The sequence below is a fragment of the Curtobacterium sp. NPDC090217 genome (assembly GCF_044746705.1).
Lineage (GTDB): Bacteria > Actinomycetota > Actinomycetes > Actinomycetales > Microbacteriaceae > Curtobacterium.
The window spans coordinates 1,051,792-1,068,941 of the sequence record NZ_JBIVCR010000001.1 but is presented as its reverse complement, the minus strand read 5'-3'; the positions used below and the strand labels follow the sequence as shown (position 1 = coordinate 1,068,941).

Below are 17,150 nucleotides of genomic sequence, written 5' to 3'. Positions count from 1 at the left end.
CCGAGCTCGCGGGGAGAGGCCCGGTGCCGGTCCGTCGGACCGGCACCGGGCCTCCAGTGCGTCGCGTCGCTAGCCGGCCTTGCGGTGGCTGTGCTCGTCCAGCTCCGGGGCAGCCGCGTCGACGACCGCTGCGCGGTCCTCCGGCGCCACCGGGGCGTCTCCCTCGTCCGCCATCGCGACGGCGTGGGCCGACTTGCCGGCCTCGAGGACCTCGTCGTCGCCCTTCGCCATCCCGAACAGCTCCAGGAACCGCGCCTTCAGGACGAGCCAGGCGTCCCCAGGGCTGAGCCGAGCGAGGTCCGACGCGGTCGAGTCGTCCCGCACGCGCTGCAACGACGACACCCCGCGATCGGGCAGGTCCCCGCGGACGTGCGCCACTGCGAGCGCCGCGACGGCGTCGGCCTGCGCGTGCATCACCGAGTGCGCGCCGTCGACGACCTCGCGGAGGACGGCGTACGGGAACACCCTGGCCAGCCGGCGGATCCAGTCGCGGGGCACGAGGGCGTCGTGCTCGCCGCGGACGATGAGCGTGCGCGCCCGCACCTGCGGGGCGCGGTCCTCGATCCGGAACGCGACCATCTTCGGCAGCACCTTCCGGAACCAGTGCCAGCCGCAGAGCGCGTACGCGGTGACGGCGTGCCAGCGGACCGCCGCCGGCTCGTGCACGGCGGACCGCACGAAGCGGACCGCCGATTCGCTGATGGTCCTGGCGTTCGAGTCCATCACCGGGCTGATGAGGACCAGGTCGCTGATCTGCGGGCGGCGCGCGGCGACCTCGGTGACGATCTGCGTGCCCATCGAGTGGCCGACGAGGACCGGGTCCTCGAGCCCGAGTTCGTCGAGGACGCGCTCGACGGCGTCGGCGTACCGCTCGATCGACACCGCGCCGCGGAACTTCGGGACGCCGGCGAACCCGGGCAGGTCGAGGGCGTGCACGGGTCCGAACTCGTTGAGGTTCGGGGCGAGCCGTTCGTAGTAGGTCGACGCGATGCCGAGGCCGGCGACGAGCACGAAGGGACGGACCCCGGTGTCGCCGATGGAGCTGACGCGGACGTTCGTGCCGTCGACCTCGATCCGGTCGACCTTGACCACGACGTCGGCGTTCTCCGCGTGCTCCAGCTGGTCGGCGTGGCGCGGGGTCTCGTCGTTCACTGGTCTCTCCTCGTGGGTCGGGCAGTCGCCCAGGCTACCCCGGCAGATCCCCGTTCGCGGGACATCGGTGTCTGAGGATCCTCGTTGCTCCCGTGGGCGCGGTGCGGCACACTGCCGTCATGTCGCCAGACGAGCAGCACTCACGCCGGGCGTTCCTCCGCCGCGCCGGGATCGGCGCCGCCGGTGCCGCCGTCGGCGCGGGCGCGGTCGGCGCGGCGGCGGCGTACGACCGACACGTCCAGGACGAACGCTACGGGTTCACCCCACTGCCGGAACGTCGTGAACCCGGCTTCGACCACGTCGTCGTCCTGATGTTCGAGAACCGCAGCTTCGACCACGTGCTCGGCCGGCTGTACACCGACGACGAGCTCGGCGACGGGCAGTCGTTCGAGGGGCTGCAGTCCGGGACGTACGCGAACACCGCCCCGGACGGCACCGTCGTCCCCGCACACGTCTACGAGGGGTCGACCGACGACGTCATGTCGCAGCCGGACCCCGACCCCGGCGAGTTCTACCCGCACGTCAACACGCAGTGGTTCGGTGTGGTCGACCCGGCGTCCAACGAGCGACCCGAGCAGCACGGGTACGTGGCGCCGTACAACGCGCCGTCGGACACGAGTGCGCCGCCGATGTCGGGCTTCGTCCAGGACTACGTCGTCAACTACCGCATCGAACGGGGACGGGAGCCCACCGTCGCCGAGTACTCGCGCGTGATGGGCGGCTTCTCCCCCGAGATGCTGCCGGTGTTCTCGACGCTCGCGAAGTCGTTCGCGGTGTACGACCACTGGCACTGCGCAGTCCCCTCCCAGACGTTCTGCAACCGGTCGTTCTTCCACGCCAGCACGTCGCACGGCTTCGTCACGAACACCCGGGACGGCGGCCCGCAGAAGTGGCTCGACGCCCCGGACGTGCCGACGATCTTCAACCGGCTCGAGGACGCGGGCAAGAGCTGGCGCGTGTACTTCGACGCCGAGCAGGTCGTCTCCCTGACCGGGTTCCTGCACGCCCCGTCGATCGAGCGGTACTGGAAGACGAACTTCCGCAGCATGGATCAGTTCCACGCGGACGCGGCGAACGGCGACCTGCCCGACTACGCGTTCGTCGAGCCTCGGATGGTGTTCGACCACAACGACATGCACCCGCCGCAGAACCGGCCGAAGGTCGTCGAGGTCCCGGGCGAGGAGCCGTTCGACAGCGCGATGTCCGACGTCCGTGCGGCGGAGGCCCTGCTCGCCGAGGTCTACGGTGCGGTTCGCGGCGGCCGTTCGACGCGGGGCTCGAACGCGGTCAACACCGCACTCGTCGTGACGTTCGACGAGCACGGCGGCATCTACGACCACGTCCCGCCGCCCGGGGCCGTCCCGCCGTCGGGGAAGCCGGACCCCGGTGAGATGGGGTTCACCTTCGACCGGCTCGGTGGCCGCGTGCCGACGTTCGTCGTGTCCGCGTACACGGAGCCCGGCACGATCGTGAACGACCCGATGCACCACGCCGCGATCGTGCACACACTGACGCAGCAGCACGGGCTCGAGCCGGTCACGCACCGGGACGCCGGTGCCCGCGGCATCCAGAACGTCCTGAACCGGAAGGTCCCCCGGCAGCCGCAGCTCTGGCCGGACGTCGCGAAGCCGTACGTCCCGCGGAACCCGGAGGGTTCGCGGACGGGGCCGGGCGACCGGGAGCGCCGACGGCCGTTGACGGCGCCGGGCAAGGGGTTGCTCGGGCTGCTGCTGGCGAAGTACGAGCCGGACGCGCCGGAGCCGCAGACGTTCGGCGACGCCTACGACGTGCTGACGAAGCACGGCATGGGCTTGTTCGGCGACCGCGACTGACGATCAGAGCTTCGCGTACTTCGCGCGGAAGAAGCTGTAGACGCCGAACGCCAGGAACCCGATCCCGATCGCGATCAGGACGAACACCCCGCCGGGCATCCGGTGCAGGGCGTCGAAGGCCCCGTCGAGCCCTGTTGCCTGGTCGGGGTCGCTCCGGAAGGCGGCGACGGCGACGAGCACGCCGACGATGACGACCGCGACGCCCTTCGCGACGTAACCGACCACGGCGACGACGGTCAGTGGCCGCTCGACGGACTTCGGCGGGGTGACGAGCTGCTTCCGGTACGAGCGGCGGATGCCGATGACGACGAGGCCGATCCCGATCGCGATGGCGATCGCGGCGACGAGCAGCAGCAGGAACACCCCGCCGGGTGTCGCCAACGCCTGCGCGGCGGCGCTCTTCGTCGACCCGGACGAGCTCTTGCCGGCACCGAGCGCGTACGACCCGGCCGAGTACCCGATGACGCCGTAGACGACGGCCTTGCCGATGTTCTTCGCCCGGTTCAGCCAGGCCCGGGTGCTGTCCGTGCGGCCGCCGATGACCGCTTCGAGCACGAGGCGCAGACACAGGGCCGCGGTGCCGACCGCGACGATCCAGAGCAGCACGACGCCCCCGGGGACCGCGGCGAGCTGCGCCAGTGCTCCCGACTGGTCGGTCTCGCCGGACTGCGATCCCTGCGAGCCGCTCCCCGCCGCGGCGTCGCCGATCCCGAGCAGGATCGCCAGGTACCCGATGAGCAGGTGCACGACACCGCTCCCGACGAACCCGCCGCGCGCCAGCAGCTCGAACCAGCGGCTGTCGGCGGCGCGTCTCGCCTGTCGTCCGGTCTCACGGGCAGCGTGCTCGGCGGTGTCGCTCATGCCAACGACACTGCCCGTCGGCGCTGGACGTGTCCGGCAGACGAGCGGGCACGTCGCCGCGTCGTCGTCGGCGGACGACATGCGACGACTAGCGTGGCGGGCGTGCAGAGACGACGGGTGTCGAGCAACGCGGCGTCGACCGCCGACGGCACGGTCGTGGTCGTCCGCGCCGATCCACGCCGCCGGCCGCGTCGCGCTGATGTCCCGTGGCGACGTGTCCTGACCGGCGTCGTCGTCGCCGCGGTGGTCGGCGGGCTGCTCGTCGCGACGGCCGGGACCCTGGTCTCGCAGCGGATCGCCGAGTGGCTCGCGGTGCGGAACGCGACCACGGACACCGCGACGCTCGCTCGCGCGGTCATCGAACCGGCACTGGACGACGCGATCGCCGACGAGACGGCGGATGCCGCCGAACGGACGGCCGCGCGGGACCGGATGGCCAACGCGGTGGACCACGCGCTCCCCGGTGACACGGCGGTGCGGGTGAAGGTCTGGGACCGGGACGGCACGATCCTCTGGTCGGACGAGCCGCGCTTGGTCGGCGAGCGCTTCACGCTGTCGGGCGACGACCTCGACGCGCTGCTCACCGACGAGTCGGACGCCGAGGTGTCCGACCTCGACGAGCCCGAGAACCGGTACGAACGCGGCGATGGACCGTTGCTGGAGGCCTACCAGGCGGTGCACACCCCGTCGGGCCGTCCGCTGCTGTTCGAGGTCTACTACCGCTACGACGACGTCCTGGCCAGCGCCACTCGTCTGCGCTCCGCCTTCGCGGGGCTGGCGTTCGGGACGGTCGGAGTCGTCCTGGTGCTGCTCGTGCCGGTGCTGCTCTGGCTGCTCGTCCGGATCCGGGACGGCCAGCGCGAACGGGAGCGGTTGCTCGTCCGTGCCCTCGACGCCCAGGCCGAGGAACGCCGGCGGATCGCCGCGGAACTGCACGACGGCGCCGTGCAGGACGTCGCCGGTCTGGCCATGTCCCTCGGAGCGGCCGGGGACCCAGCTCTCCGCGAGGCCGCCGGCACCCTGCGAGGGGCCGTCTCCTCGCTGCGCTCGTCGCTCTCCGCGATCCGACCGGCAGCGCCGGAGCAGGACGGCCTCGGCAGGGCGCTCGACGATGCCTGCGCCCGAGCCAGGAGCGCCGGGCTCGAGACCGTCCTCCGGGTTCCGGACCCGGTCACGGCGAGCCCGGCCGCGCTGCACACGGTCGTGCGGTTCGTGCGCGAAGCCGTCGCGAACACGGTCGTGCACGCCCGGGCGACGACGGTCAGGGTGACGATCACGACGACCCCCGTCGAGTTGGTCGTCGCGGTCTCGGACGACGGCGTCGGGTTCGAGGCGGACGGCATCCTCGCGCAGCAGCGGGACGGCCACCTCGGCACGACGATCCTGCGGCAGCACGCGATCGACGTCGGCGGATCGCTGACCCTCCGGACCGCCCCGGGTGCGGGCACGACATGGGAGCTCCGCGTGCCGACGGACACCGAGGCGATCGCATGAGGGTCATGGTCGTCGACGACCACGCGCTCGTCCGCAGTGGTCTCCGCGCAGTGCTCGGCACGACGGACGACTGCACGGTCGTCGGCGAGGCCGGAACGGGCGAGGAGGCGCTCGACGTCGCCGCCGAGGTCGCGCCGGACGTCGTCGTGATGGACCTGTCGATGCCGGGCATCGGCGGGGTCGCCGCGACCGCGGAACTCCGCGCGCGGTTCCCGGGGCTCCGGGTGCTCGTGCTGACGACCTTCGCCGACGACGATCGCGTCCGCGCTGCGCTGTCGGCGGGTGCGACGGGGTACCTGCTGAAGGACGCGACCCCCGACGACGTCGTGCGAGCGGTCCGTGCGGCAGGGCGCGACGAGGTGCCGATCGATCCGCGGGTGGCCCGCTCGCTCCTCCCGCGCATGCGCGACGCCGACACGAGCGACGTCGGCCGCAGCGACGGGAACACCAGCACGAGCGACCCGCGCAGGAGCGCGTCGGGCCCCGACATCCCGCCACGGGAACGCGACGTCCTCGTCCTCGTCGCCCGTGGCATGTCGAACAAGCAGATCGGGACGGCCCTCGGCATCGCGGAACGCACCGTCAAGGCCCACCTCGGCAACGTGTTCCGACGGATCGGCGTCACCGACCGGACGAGCGCCGCGCTCTGGGCCCGCGACCACGGGTACTAGCCCGAAGGTCCGATGGCGCCGCGGAGAGGCGCACCGGAGGATCGACAGCGCGGGCGACGGTCGCCCGCACGGCCCCCTGGAGGTCCCCATGTCCACCGCACCCACCCGTCGTGTCGCCGGCATCGCCGCCGCCGTCGCAGCGGTCACGATCGCGGCCGTCGCCCTGGTGGGCGTCGCGCCCGCCAGCGCGTCCGGCAAGACGTCGACCGGCGGCGACTACGCCGTCACGATCAACGGCACCACCACGAACCCGGCGAGCGGCAAGGACTTCAAGGCGAAGGACCTCGCGGTCTCCGGCACGATCAAGGTCCGCGGGATCCACAACGGGTTCGACATCCGCGTCGCCGACCTCGGCGTGTACGACTACACGCTCACCGGCGCCCCGGACACGCAGCGCATGGTGACGAAGCCGACCGTGGTGTTCGCCTCGAAGATCCCCTCGCTGACCGCAGCCCAGCTGTCCGGCACGAAGCTGTCCCAGCTCGAGGTGCGCGACGACACCCTCACCGCGATCTTCGCCACGGGTGCCGGGAAGTTCAAGATCCAGGCGAAGGACGGCGCACAGGGCGGCATCTTCCAGATGGAGACCGAGTTCGCCGGCCCCGTCACCTTCACGCACACGCTCGGCGCCGGCCTGTTCTACTTCACGAACCCGTACACCGGCAAGGTCAACTTCGGTGACGGCACCCCGGCCGTCACCTCGGGCTCGGGCACGCACCAGATGCTCCTGGGCAAGGACTCGCCGCAGGTCGCGACGAAGACCTCGCAGACCGCGACGACGACCACGTGGACGGTCCAGCCCGGTGGTCGCCTCGGTGGCGTCCTGGGCGAGGACGCGGTCGAACTGAGCGCCGGTGCGACGAACTGCACCAGCCAGTGCCAGGCACAGAACCAGATCCGCGGATCGCTGCCGGTCCCGCCGGACCCGGTGGACCCGACCCCGCTCGGCTGAGCGGACACGTCCGGTCTCGACCCGGCGACGGACGGGAGGCTCGGTGCCAGCTGGCACCGAGCCTCCCGTCGTCCTGGCCGCTGCGCGCAGCCGGGGTACGGCCGGAGCGGCTCGCCTCAGGCACCGCGGGCAGCATGGGTGCATGTCGCAACGCACCCGAGACACCCCCGACGTCGACCAGACCGCGGAGCGGACCGACGGGTACGCCCCGCTCCGGTCCTACGCGGCGATCGGGGACGGCCGCACCGTGGCGCTCATCGCCCGGGACGGCCGGATCGACTGGCTGCCGATCCCGTCGATGGACTCGCCGCCCGTGTTCGCGAGCATCCTCGACGCCGAGGACGGCGGCCACGTGGCGCTCCGGCCGGTGGACCACGAAGCACGGGTCGACCGCGAGTACATCCCCGGGACGAACGTGCTGGTCACGACGTGGACGACCGACACCGGTCGCTGCACCGTGACCGACGCGATGGTCACCGGTGTCGCTGGCCGCCTGCCGTGGGCCGAGATCGGGCGCTGCGTGCAGGGCGTCGAGGGGACGGTGGAGCTCGAGTGGGCCGTGGTCCCCGGCACGCTGCTGAACACCGCGGAACCGAAGCGCCTGGACACCGTCAACGGCTCGGTGATCGGCGTCGACGGCGTGACGATCGCGATCGTCGAGAAGGGGTTCGACCCGGTGCACGAGGACGGCCCGCGCTTCTCCGGTCGGTTCAGCACCGCCGAGGGCTCGAAGCACATCCTGACGATCGTCGGGACCCTCGACGAACCGATCTTCCTGCCGGAACCCGAGCTGACCATGCAGGGCATCGACCGGACCATCGAGAACTGGGCGACCTGGTCGAGGGAGTTCAACTACGACGGCCCGTGGGCGGACGCCGTGCAGCGGAGCGCCCTGGCGTTGAAGCTCCTGATCTTCTCCCCGACCGGAGCGATCGCCGCTGCGCCGACGACGAGCCTCCCCGAGGACCGGACCGGCGGGAAGAACTGGGACTACCGGTTCGCCTGGGTCCGCGACCTGTCGTACACCGTGCACGCGCTGGACCGCTTCGGGCTGCGGGAGGAGACGCACGCCGCGGTGTCGTGGGTGATGCGCACGATCGCGAAGCACGACGACGGCATGCCGATCTTCTACACGCTCGAGGGCGAGGTCAGCGACGAGGTCGAAGAGCGCGACGTCCCGGGGTGGAACGGCATCGGACCGGTGACCGAGGGCAACCGGGCATCTGGCCAGATGCAGCTCGGCGTCTGGGGCGACGTCTTCGAGATCATGCGGCAGTACGTCCGGCAGGGCAACGTCCTCGACCGCAAGACCGCTGCGGTGCTCGAGGGCCTCGCCGACGACGCGTGCAAGCAGTGGGAGAAGCCGGACGCGGGCATGTGGGAGCTCGAGGACACCCAGCACTACACGACGAGCAAGATCGGGTGCTGGCAGGCGCTCGATGCGGCCATCGAACTGCACGGGAAGGGGCAGATCGACGGGTCTCGCGACATGTGGGAGAAGAACCGGGCGCTGATCGCGGACTGGGTCGCCGAGCACGGGTGGAACGAGGAACTGGGCCACTACGTGATGCACCCGGACACCGACGCCCTCGACGCCTCGATCCTCATCCATGCGATGTCGGGGTTCGACCGCGGTCCCCGGATGGCCGCGACGATCGACGCGATCCAGGCGCAGCTGCAGCACGGACCGCTCGTGTACCGGTACTCCGGGCTGGAGGACGAGGAGTCCCCGTTCGTCGCGTGCTCGTTCTGGCTCGCCGCGGCGCTCGCGTGCACCGGCCGGGTCGACGACGCGACCGCGCTCATGGACGAGATGGTCGACCAGGCGAACGACGTCGGACTGTTCAGCGAGATGCTCAGCGCGGTGGACGGCGACTTCATGGGCAACCTGCCGCAGGGCCTGTCCCACCTCGCGCTCATCCAGGCGGCCTTGACGATCGAGGAGTTGTCAGGCGCATGATGGTCTGACGATGAACGACGTCGACGCACGGATGGACCGGCTCAGGAGGGCCGCTCGCTACCGGTACCAGCAGCTCGTGCAGAGCGAGATCGAGCGGGGTTCCCTCGATCCGGACGAGGTGCGTGAGGAACGGCGGCTGCTCAAGGCGGCCGACGTCGCCGCGCACGCGAGAGCCCAGATCGAGGAGGCCGAACGCCGCGGGGTGTTCGAGGGCAACCCGTACCACGGCAAGCCCCTGCCGGGGAACGACGGGCAGCACGATCCGGACTGGTGGATCAAGTCGAAGATCGAACGCGAGGACATCCGTGGGATCGCCCCGCCCGCCCTCGCGCTCCGCACCGAGGACGCCGAGCTCGACGACGCCCTCGACGCGCTCTCGGTGGAGTCCGACGTGCGCGATGTCCTCGTGGACTTCAACGCCCGCGTGAAGGAGGCCCGTCGACAGCTCCTCGGCGGGCCACCGGTCGTGACGCCGCTCCGGGACGTGGACGCCGAGATCCAGCGGTGGGCGGAGCGACGGGAGGCCCGTCTCGCGTCCGCAGCGCAGGCTGCGGAACAGCTGCGGCTCGAGTCCCGGCCACGGCGCTGGTGGCGCCGGCGCGGCTGACCCGGCGCCGCCCGGCGCCGCCGGAACGCCGAAACACCGCTTCGACGACGAAACGCCTCCGTTTCCGGAGGCGTTTCGCGTCGAGAACGGTGTCTCGAGTAGGGCGGCGTGCTTACTTGATCTTGGCCGTGATCGTGGCGGTGCCGACGAGGAGGCCGCTCTTGACGGCGTCGGTCTTGAAGGTGCTGTTGAGCAGCTTCGCGGCGTCCGCGGAGACGTGGACGGTGGTGCCGGTGAGGATCGCGTTGTCACCCTCGAGCTGCAGCGGCTTCAGCGTCCCACCGTGCAGGCTGAACAGGTACGCGTTCGCTGCGGCGACCTGCCCGTTGACCAGGACGTCACCGTAGAGCTTGGACGAGCCCGGGTTCACCACGAAGTTCTCCAGCGTCACCGTCGTGTCGCCGGCCTTCAGGGTCAGACCCGAGTCGTCGTGGTTCAGCAGGCCCTGCACGTACGGACGGTAGTTCCCGTCCGGGGACCAGTAGGTGACCGAGCCGGAGGTGATCGGGAACGACACGGCGCCGTCGGCGAGCTTGGCGTTGCCGGACACACCCGGGGTCAGCCCCAGCGAGCTCAACGCGTCGGTGAAGCCGGAGTCCAGCGCGACGGAGGTGTCGCCACCGAGGACCTCGGGAACCGACGCGACCGGTGCGGGGATCTTCGACGAGGACGATGCGACGGTGTGGATCGCGGGGGTCGACGCGTTCGCGGCGGAGACACCGAACGCGGCACCGCCGAGGACGAGGGCACCCGTGGTGGCGAGGGTGATGGTGGTCTTGAGGGACTTGCGCATGAGGGTTGATCCTTTGCTGTGGTGGGCTCCTCCGGCACGCTCCTGTGCGTACGCCGGCTGTGTGTTTGCAGATCGCCGGCCGAACTCGACCGGAGAGCGCCCTGGGCATTTGCCCTGTGCAGATGATTCGGCACCCCTCCGGGATCGGATTGGACGAGTTTCTTGGTCCCTTCCGGTGGGGCGGTCCGTACCGTGGAGGAATGGCGACAGAGCAGCTGCAGAGCACCGAACGCATCCGGGCGATCGACGCGTGGTGGCGGGCCGCGAACTACCTGACCGTCGGGCAGATCTACCTGATGGACAACCCGCTGCTGTCCCGTCCGATCGAGCCGGAGGACGTCAAGCCACGCCTGCTCGGGCACTGGGGAACCTCGCCGGCGCTCAACCTCGTCTACGCGCACTGCAACGCGCTCATCGCATCGTCGGACCGGCAGATGCTCTACGTGTGCGGCCCTGGGCACGGCGGGCCGGCGATGAACGCGAACGCCTGGCTCGACGGCACCTGGCAGGAGCTGTACCCGGGCACGACGCTGCAGCAGTTCTTCCGGCAGTTCTCGTTCCCCGGCGGCATCCCGTCGCACGCCGCGCCGGAGACCCCCGGGTCGATCAACGAGGGCGGCGAGCTCGGCTACTCCCTGGCGCACGCGTACGGAGCGGCCCTCGACAACCCGGACCTCGTCGTCACGTGCGTGGTCGGTGACGGCGAGGCGGAGACCGGTCCGCTCGCCGGGTCCTGGCAGGCGCACACGTTCATCGACCCGGTCGCGGACGGTGCCGTGCTGCCGATCCTCAACCTCAACGGGTGGAAGATCGCGAACCCGACGGTCCTCGCCCGCATCCCCGGCGAAGACCTGACGGCGTACTTCCGCGGGCTCGGGTACGACCCGATCGTCGTGGACTCCGCCCGCGTCGACGACGACCCCTTCGCGGTGCACGCCCTGTTCGACGGGGCACTGCGCCGGGCACTCGCGACGATCGACGACATCCAGGCCGCTGCGCGTGGACAGGCGGCACGCGCGGCGGCCGGTGAGATGGCCGGTGCAGCGGACCTCCGACCGCGCTGGCCGATGATCATCCTCCGGACGCCGAAGGGGTGGACCGGGCCGAAGGAGGTCGACGGACAGAAGGTCGAGGGCACGTTCCGCGCGCACCAGGTCCCGCTGTCAGCCGTCCGCACCGACGACGGGCACCGGGCGCAGCTCCAGGAGTGGATGGAGTCCTACCGTCCCGACGAGCTGCTCTCCGCGGACGGGGAGGGCATCGGACTGCTCGAGGCGATCCGTCCGTCCGGCGACCTGCGGATGAGCGCGACCCCGCACGCCAACGGCGGACGCATCCGGACCGCACTCGACCGGCCGTCCGTGACCGACTTCGGGGTGCCGGCCGGGTCCCCGGCGTCCTCCACCAGCACCCTCGGCCCGTGGGTCGCGGACCTGACGGCACGGAACCCGTCGTCGTTCCGCCTGTTCGGGCCGGACGAGACGATCTCGAACAAGCTCGACGCGGTCTTCGACGTGACGAACCGCGTCTGGCGTGCCGGCAACGGTCCGGACGACGAACACCTCGCGCCGACCGGCCGAGTGATCGAGATCCTGTCCGAGCACCTGCTCGAGGGGATGCTCGAGGGCTACGTCCTGTCCGGGCGGCACGGCATCCTGAACACGTACGAGGCGTTCGCGCACATCATCGACTCGATGGCCGGGCAGTACACGAAGTGGCTGGAGTCCTCTGCGGAGATCGACTGGCGCGCGCCGGTGTCGAACCTCACGATCCTGCTGTCGTCGCACGTCTGGCGCCAGGACCACAACGGGTTCTCGCACCAGGACCCCGGGTTCCTCGACGTCGTCGCGTCGAAGCAGCAGGACCTGGTCCGGATCAAGCTCCCCGCCGACGCCAACACCCTGCTCGCCGTCGCCTCGCACGCGATGGAGACGACCGACCGCATCGAGGTCATCGTCGCGGGGAAGCACCAGGAGCCGGTGTTCCTGGCGATCGACGACGCCGTCGCGCACGCCGCCGCCGGGTCGGGCGTCTGGGACTGGGCCGGGACCGAGGAGGCGATCGGGCACGCGGACGTCGTGCTCGTCTCGGCCGGTGACGTCCCGACCGTGGAGACCGTCGCCGCAGCCGACCTCATCCGCCAGCACGCTCCAGACGTCGGGGTGCGGGTCGTGAACGTCGTCGACCTGCTGTCGCTCGGCGATCCGCGGAAGCACACGCACGCCCTGTCGGACGAACGGTACGACGAGCTCTTCCTGCCCGGCACACCGGCGGTGTTCGCGTTCCACGGGTACCCGGCGCTCGTGCACCAGCTCACCTACCGCCGACACGGGCACGACGACCTGCACGTGCACGGCTTCCTGGAGCAGGGCACCACGACGTCCCCGTTCGACATGCTGATCCGGAACGAGATGGACCGGTTCGCGCTCGCGCACGACGCGCTGACGCGGGTGGCGGACGGGTCCGACCGGTTCGCGCCGCTGCTGGCGCGGCTGACCGAGGCCCGGGACGCGGCACGCTCGTACGCCTACACGAACGGCGAGGACCACCCGTCCGTCGCCGACTGGCACTTCTCGGGGTGGCCGCAGGACGACGACTGACCGTCGAGCGCCTCCTCCACAGGCCGGGAGGCACGGCTCGCCCTCCACGGGCCGGCTGACGGTCCGGCGGTCATCGCGTCCAGGGCACCACGCTGTCCCACATGCACGGCACCTGGATCACGTGGACGAGCGCACTCGTCGCGGTGGTGAGCGCCTGCGGGGCGCTCGCTTCGCTGGCCGTCACCATGCGCGAAGGTCGAGCGCTCCGGCGAAATACGGAGTTCTTGGCACACCGCGACCAGTGGTGGAAGCGTTGGTCGTGGGTCGTCGACCGGGCGTTCTCGATGACGGCACGTGATCGAGCCGCGGCGTCGATCATGGCGGAAGCGCTCGCAACGCGCGACTGGACGACCGACGACGACACCTACATGTTCGATGTGGTCCGCGGGCGCAGCCCCGGCCCGAACCCGGAGGAAGACGATGATCTCCAAGCTCAGCGACCGTGAGTTCAAGCGCCGCCTCGACGACGCCGAACTCTGCATCCCGCGACTCCTCGAGAGCGAGTACTACCGCCCGATCATGATCGCGAAGGGCAGGGACGTCGAACTCGCGGAACTCCGGGCCGAGTGGCGGGAGCGACAGGAGCGCGCTCGGGCGCGCAAGCTCAAGTACGAGGCGTCGTTCGCCGACTGACTACCGGGCGCCGTGCCACGCTGGACGGGTGTCCGACCTCGTGATCCCGGCCCCGCCCGTCCCCACCGTCCCGACGTCCACCGGCGAGCGCTTCCCGGTGCGGCGGGTGTTCTGCGTCGGGAGGAACTACGCCGCACACGCCCGCGAGATGGGCCACGACCCGGACCGCGAGCCGCCGTTCTTCTTCACGAAGCCGGCCGACGCGATCGTGGTCGACGGCGCCGACACCCCGTACCCGACGATGACCGGGCAGCTGGAGCACGAGGTCGAACTCGTGGCGGCCATCGGCATCGGCGGGGCGGACATCCCCGTCGAGTCCGCGCTCGACCACGTGTGGGGCTACGCCGTCGGGCTCGACCTGACCCGGCGCGACCTCCAGGCCGAGGCGAAACGACTCGGGCGCCCGTGGGACCTCGCGAAGGGGTTCGACGCATCCGCACCGATCGGCGTGCTCGTCCCGGCAGCGACGGCGGACCCGACCCGCGGCTCGATCGCACTCGACGTCGACGGCGCACCGCGGCAGCACGGCGACCTCGCCGACCAGACCTGGTCCGTCGCCGAGGTCATCGCGACACTCTCCCGGTTCGTGGCACTCGCGCCGGGCGACCTCGTGATGACGGGCACCCCGGACGGCGTCGGGGCGATCGACCGCGGCGCCGTGCTCCGGGGGACGATCGACGGCATCGGGACGGTGTCGACCCGCATCGTCTGACGACGACGGTCGCGTTTCGTGCACGTCACGGCGACCTGGGAGCACTCCGAGCCGCGGAGCGTATCACTGTCGTTGACGCCGTGTCGGGAACCGGCGTCGTGGTTCTCATCGACAGGGACAGCGGGACCGAGCACGGTCAGGACGGACACCGCGCGCCCGGAGACGGAAGGTGGCGACGTGATCGAACACGACCTGCTCGCGACGTCCTGGACGTGGGACGGCGACGAGCCCATCGACGAACGGGTCCGTGCGGTCGGTGACGCCGGGTTCGCCGGCATCTCCCTCGCGCTGGACGACCTGCACGAGGTCCGCGCAACCATCGGCTTCGCCACGCTCCGACGCATGCTCGACGACGCCGGCATCGTGTGGATCCAGCTCGGTACGCTCGGCAACTGGTGGACCTGCACGAGCCGCACCACCGGCGAGGACGCCGACCGCGGGGTCCTCCTCGAGGCGGCGGCATCCCTCCGCGCGTGGCAGGTGGTGGCGCGCGCCGACGTCACGCTCCCCGGCGTCTCCCCCGCGGCGATGCTCGACGACTGGGTGGTGCTCGCGACCCAGGCCGAGAGCGTCGGCGCGCAGCTCGTGCTCGAACCGGAACCGTGGTCGAACCTGCCGACGGTCGAGCGGGCATCCCGCTTCGTCGCGGCCGCCGGACACCAGAACAGCGGCCTGCTGCTCGACGCGATGCACGCGCTGCGCGGTGGCTCCACGCTCGCGTCGATCCGGCAGGGCATCGCCCCGTCGACCCTGGCCGCGGTCGAGCTCAGCGACGGACTGCTCTCCACCCCGAGCGGGATGACGCTCGCGGACGAGTCGCGCGATGGCCGGTACCTCCCGGGCGCTGGCGCCTGGGACATCCCCGGGTTCATCCGCGTCGCTCGGGAACTCGGGTACGACGACCCGTGGGGTGTCGAGGTCCGGACCCCTGCGCACCGAGCGCTCCCCATCGCCGACGCGCTGCGGACGGCTGCCGCAGCGACCCGCGCGGTGCTGGACGCCGCCGATGCGTACGGCGCTCCAGCAGCGCCCGCGATGCCGACGTCTCCTGCCCCGACCTCGGCGGTCGACTACGAGCCGCAGCACCGTCCGCGTCGGGAGACCGGTTCAGGGACGCCCGCGTAGCGTCGCCGGCATGAGCGATCAGGCACCCCACGCGGACGAAGCACTCCTGCGCGAGTCGCAGCAGGCGATCGACGACGCCAAGGCCGCAGCGGCCGACGTCGTCGAGCCGGACGAGGACGAACTCGTCGACGAGGGTCTGCCGGTCGCGGACGACGCCGAGCCGTCCGACGGCCCCGCTCCGGCGTCCTGAACGACCCCGGCGACCCGGGCGTCAGACGATCTCGACCACGCGGACGGTGACGTCAGTGGGTCGACGACCGGCGACGTCCTCGACGCGTCGGACCACGACATCGCGGACGGCCTTGGCGCGCCCGATCGCCGACGTCCCCGCATCGACGGCGATCACGACGCGCACCCGGAGCCCTTCGCCCTGCTCGTCGACGAAGACCGCACCGCCGTCCCGCGGCAGGTCGAGCACCGACCGGACGTCGCGGACGAGCACGGCGAGACTCGGCCCCGGCGGGATCACCGACCGCACCCCGGGAACCCCGAGCACGGCTTCGGTCGCTGCGCGGGAGAGCGCGCGGGTGTCAGCGGTCACTGGTTCCTCCCGGGGGCGAGCAGGTCCGCGACCCGGACGGTGAGGGAGCGCACCTCGAACGGCGCGTGCTCCGCGAGGGCGGCGGCCACGATCGTGCGGAGCTCGTCGGCACGGCTGCGGATCGGGGCGGCGGGATCGACCACGATCGCGACCTCGACGTCGACTGCTCCGCCGGGGACCGACAGGTCGCCCGTGAACCGGGTCCGACGGACGAGGACGCCCGGGAGCGTGTCACCGAGCGCACGGACCAAGCCCCGGATCGCCCCCTCGGTCACGACGAGCGTGCTGGACGGGTCGTCGTCGGGCACCGGGATGTCCCGACCGGCGTGCGCGGTGGTGCGGATCGAGGCCAGGACACCGGCGATCCATCCCTCGTCGGCGCCGTCGGCAGCGCGGACGTCCGCGTCGAGCAGCTCCGACGACGCCGCTCGCAACTCGCCGAGACGCACGAGCGCCGCGCGGGCAGCCGCGTCCGACTCGATGTCGTCCCGCACGGGATCCCGGCCGGAGTCGAGGTAGTCCGAGAGGTCGTCGAGCGTGAAGGCGCCGAAACGGTCGTCGTCGTCGTTCATCGCCACCCCTCCATCTGCTCGAGCACGGTCCGGCGCGCACGTGCGAGCAGGCCGCGCACGCTCGCCGCCGACAGGCCGGTCTGCTCGGCGATCTCGGCGTAGGACGCGCCACCGATCTCGCGCAGCACCCACACTGCTCGCTGCGCATCCGGGAGGTTCTGGACGACCACGGCCAGCGCGTCGACCTGCATGCGTGTCGCCACGACCTCGTCGACCGGGCGGTCCTCCGAGGCCTCTGGCAATGCCTCGAGGTCGAGGTGCGGGTGGCGGCGGCGGAGTCGGTCGAGCGCTTTGTTCGCCGCGATGCGGAACAGCCACGTCCGCACCCGGTCCGGCTCCTCGACGGTGTCGATCCGTTGCCAGGCCAGCAACGACGCCTCCTGCACGGCATCGTCCGCTTCGCCGTCGCCGTGCCCGAGGATGCGCGCGGCGTAGGCGCGCATGAGCGGCCCGTACCGGTGGATCAGCACGCCGAACGCGGCGGCGTCACCGTCCGCGGAACGTTCGACGAGCGACCCGTCCGACAGGGACGACAGCTGCGTGTCCTCGGTCAGGGTCGGGCCTCTCGGATCGGGTTTCGGTTCTCGCGTGACGAATTCGTGGTTCGGCACGTCTTCAGTACGTGCCTACCATCGGCGCCTGCGT

Annotated in this window: 18 protein-coding genes; 12 read left to right on the top strand and 6 right to left on the bottom strand. The window is 71.4% G+C overall.

Features of this window, described 5'->3' with window-relative positions:
- Window positions 1–69: 69 nt before the first annotated feature.
- The gene (locus ACIPJ2_RS05405) at window positions 70–1,152 is read right to left on the bottom strand and encodes an alpha/beta fold hydrolase (RefSeq protein ID WP_402727900.1); all 1,083 of its coding nucleotides are present in this window, start codon (window positions 1,150–1,152) and stop codon (window positions 70–72) included.
- 119 nt (window positions 1,153–1,271) lie between these two features.
- On the opposite strand from ACIPJ2_RS05405, the gene ACIPJ2_RS05400 reads away from it, so the two are divergent.
- The gene (locus ACIPJ2_RS05400) at window positions 1,272–2,984 is read left to right on the top strand and encodes an alkaline phosphatase family protein (RefSeq protein WP_402727899.1); all 1,713 of its coding nucleotides are present in this window, start codon (window positions 1,272–1,274) and stop codon (window positions 2,982–2,984) included.
- A gap of 3 nt (window positions 2,985–2,987) precedes the next feature.
- Here the strand turns inward: ACIPJ2_RS05400 and ACIPJ2_RS05395 are convergent, their stop codons facing one another.
- Window positions 2,988–3,845, bottom strand: a complete 858-nt coding sequence (locus tag ACIPJ2_RS05395) for a DUF1206 domain-containing protein (protein WP_402727898.1) — start codon at window positions 3,843–3,845, stop codon at window positions 2,988–2,990.
- 102 nt (window positions 3,846–3,947) lie between these two features.
- Here ACIPJ2_RS05395 and ACIPJ2_RS05390 point away from each other — a divergent pair, with 102 nt between their 5' ends.
- From ACIPJ2_RS05390 to ACIPJ2_RS05370, 5 genes are all read left to right on the top strand, one after another.
- Window positions 3,948–5,339, top strand: a complete 1,392-nt coding sequence (locus tag ACIPJ2_RS05390; protein ID WP_402727897.1) for a sensor histidine kinase — start codon at window positions 3,948–3,950, stop codon at window positions 5,337–5,339.
- Window positions 5,336–6,010, top strand: a complete 675-nt coding sequence (locus ACIPJ2_RS05385; RefSeq protein WP_402727896.1) for a response regulator — start codon at window positions 5,336–5,338, stop codon at window positions 6,008–6,010. The genes ACIPJ2_RS05390 and ACIPJ2_RS05385 overlap by 4 nt, the downstream gene beginning before the upstream one ends.
- Window positions 6,011–6,098: 88 nt before the next feature.
- Window positions 6,099–6,962, top strand: coding sequence for a hypothetical protein (locus ACIPJ2_RS05380; RefSeq protein WP_402727895.1), 864 nt, complete (start codon window positions 6,099–6,101; stop codon window positions 6,960–6,962).
- Between the two features lie 142 nt (window positions 6,963–7,104).
- Window positions 7,105–8,922: a glycoside hydrolase family 15 protein gene (locus tag ACIPJ2_RS05375; protein ID WP_402727894.1), complete on the top strand. Its 1,818-nt coding sequence runs from the start codon at window positions 7,105–7,107 to the stop codon at window positions 8,920–8,922.
- Window positions 8,923–8,932: 10 nt separating this feature from the next.
- On the top strand, window positions 8,933–9,529 hold the full coding sequence (locus ACIPJ2_RS05370) for a DUF1992 domain-containing protein (protein WP_402727893.1): 597 nt from the start codon (window positions 8,933–8,935) through the stop codon (window positions 9,527–9,529).
- Between the two features lie 112 nt (window positions 9,530–9,641).
- Here the strand turns inward: ACIPJ2_RS05370 and ACIPJ2_RS05365 are convergent, their stop codons facing one another.
- On the bottom strand, window positions 9,642–10,322 hold the full coding sequence (locus ACIPJ2_RS05365) for a hypothetical protein (RefSeq protein WP_402727892.1): 681 nt from the start codon (window positions 10,320–10,322) through the stop codon (window positions 9,642–9,644).
- 200 nt (window positions 10,323–10,522) lie between these two features.
- Between ACIPJ2_RS05365 and ACIPJ2_RS05360 the strand changes: the two genes are divergently transcribed.
- The 6 genes from ACIPJ2_RS05360 to ACIPJ2_RS05335 all read left to right on the top strand — a co-directional run bounded on the left by ACIPJ2_RS05360 (window position 10,523) and on the right by ACIPJ2_RS05335 (window position 15,582).
- Window positions 10,523–12,922: a phosphoketolase gene (locus ACIPJ2_RS05360; protein WP_402727891.1), complete on the top strand. Its 2,400-nt coding sequence runs from the start codon at window positions 10,523–10,525 to the stop codon at window positions 12,920–12,922.
- Between the two features lie 101 nt (window positions 12,923–13,023).
- Window positions 13,024–13,368, top strand: coding sequence for a hypothetical protein (locus ACIPJ2_RS05355; RefSeq protein ID WP_402727890.1), 345 nt, complete (start codon window positions 13,024–13,026; stop codon window positions 13,366–13,368).
- Window positions 13,343–13,555 (top strand): hypothetical protein, encoded by a 213-nt coding sequence (locus tag ACIPJ2_RS05350; protein ID WP_402727889.1) that lies wholly within the window; start codon window positions 13,343–13,345, stop codon window positions 13,553–13,555. Before ACIPJ2_RS05355 ends, ACIPJ2_RS05350 begins: the two co-directional genes overlap by 26 nt.
- Before the next feature lie 28 nt (window positions 13,556–13,583).
- Window positions 13,584–14,267: a fumarylacetoacetate hydrolase family protein gene (locus ACIPJ2_RS05345; RefSeq protein ID WP_402727888.1), complete on the top strand. Its 684-nt coding sequence runs from the start codon at window positions 13,584–13,586 to the stop codon at window positions 14,265–14,267.
- Window positions 14,268–14,444: 177 nt separating this feature from the next.
- On the top strand, window positions 14,445–15,392 hold the full coding sequence (locus ACIPJ2_RS05340) for a sugar phosphate isomerase/epimerase (RefSeq protein WP_281266652.1): 948 nt from the start codon (window positions 14,445–14,447) through the stop codon (window positions 15,390–15,392).
- A 10-nt stretch (window positions 15,393–15,402) separates the two neighbouring features.
- Window positions 15,403–15,582, top strand: a complete 180-nt coding sequence (locus tag ACIPJ2_RS05335; protein ID WP_402727887.1) for a hypothetical protein — start codon at window positions 15,403–15,405, stop codon at window positions 15,580–15,582.
- Between the two features lie 21 nt (window positions 15,583–15,603).
- Here the strand turns inward: ACIPJ2_RS05335 and ACIPJ2_RS05330 are convergent, their stop codons facing one another.
- The 3 genes from ACIPJ2_RS05330 to ACIPJ2_RS05320 are packed head-to-tail and all read right to left on the bottom strand — an operon-like array spanning window position 15,604 to window position 17,116.
- Window positions 15,604–15,933: a hypothetical protein gene (locus ACIPJ2_RS05330; RefSeq protein WP_402727886.1), complete on the bottom strand. Its 330-nt coding sequence runs from the start codon at window positions 15,931–15,933 to the stop codon at window positions 15,604–15,606.
- A complete protein-coding gene (locus tag ACIPJ2_RS05325) occupies window positions 15,930–16,505 on the bottom strand; it encodes a hypothetical protein (RefSeq protein WP_402727885.1) in 576 nt (191 codons plus the stop codon). Before ACIPJ2_RS05325 ends, ACIPJ2_RS05330 begins: the two co-directional genes overlap by 4 nt.
- Window positions 16,502–17,116, bottom strand: coding sequence for an RNA polymerase sigma factor (locus ACIPJ2_RS05320; protein WP_402727884.1), 615 nt, complete (start codon window positions 17,114–17,116; stop codon window positions 16,502–16,504). The genes ACIPJ2_RS05325 and ACIPJ2_RS05320 overlap by 4 nt, the downstream gene beginning before the upstream one ends.
- Window positions 17,117–17,150: the final 34 nt, after the last annotated feature.

Bases quoted from the DNA above. Each gene is read 5' to 3' on its own strand.
- ACIPJ2_RS05360 (WP_402727891.1), top strand. From the start codon at position 10,523: ATGGCGACAGAGCAGCTGCAGAGCACCGAACGCATCCGGGCGATCGAC.
- ACIPJ2_RS05370 (WP_402727893.1), top strand. From the start codon at position 8,933: ATGAACGACGTCGACGCACGGATGGACCGGCTCAGGAGGGCCGCTCGC.
- ACIPJ2_RS05365 (WP_402727892.1), bottom strand. From the start codon at position 10,322: ATGCGCAAGTCCCTCAAGACCACCATCACCCTCGCCACCACGGGTGCC.
- ACIPJ2_RS05355 (WP_402727890.1), top strand. From the start codon at position 13,024: ATGCACGGCACCTGGATCACGTGGACGAGCGCACTCGTCGCGGTGGTG.
- ACIPJ2_RS05400 (WP_402727899.1), top strand. From the start codon at position 1,272: ATGTCGCCAGACGAGCAGCACTCACGCCGGGCGTTCCTCCGCCGCGCC.
- ACIPJ2_RS05350 (WP_402727889.1), top strand. From the start codon at position 13,343: ATGATCTCCAAGCTCAGCGACCGTGAGTTCAAGCGCCGCCTCGACGAC.
- ACIPJ2_RS05380 (WP_402727895.1), top strand. From the start codon at position 6,099: ATGTCCACCGCACCCACCCGTCGTGTCGCCGGCATCGCCGCCGCCGTC.
- ACIPJ2_RS05385 (WP_402727896.1), top strand. From the start codon at position 5,336: ATGAGGGTCATGGTCGTCGACGACCACGCGCTCGTCCGCAGTGGTCTC.
- ACIPJ2_RS05375 (WP_402727894.1), top strand. From the start codon at position 7,105: ATGTCGCAACGCACCCGAGACACCCCCGACGTCGACCAGACCGCGGAG.
- ACIPJ2_RS05395 (WP_402727898.1), bottom strand. From the start codon at position 3,845: ATGAGCGACACCGCCGAGCACGCTGCCCGTGAGACCGGACGACAGGCG.
- ACIPJ2_RS05325 (WP_402727885.1), bottom strand. From the start codon at position 16,505: ATGAACGACGACGACGACCGTTTCGGCGCCTTCACGCTCGACGACCTC.
- ACIPJ2_RS05335 (WP_402727887.1), top strand. From the start codon at position 15,403: ATGAGCGATCAGGCACCCCACGCGGACGAAGCACTCCTGCGCGAGTCG.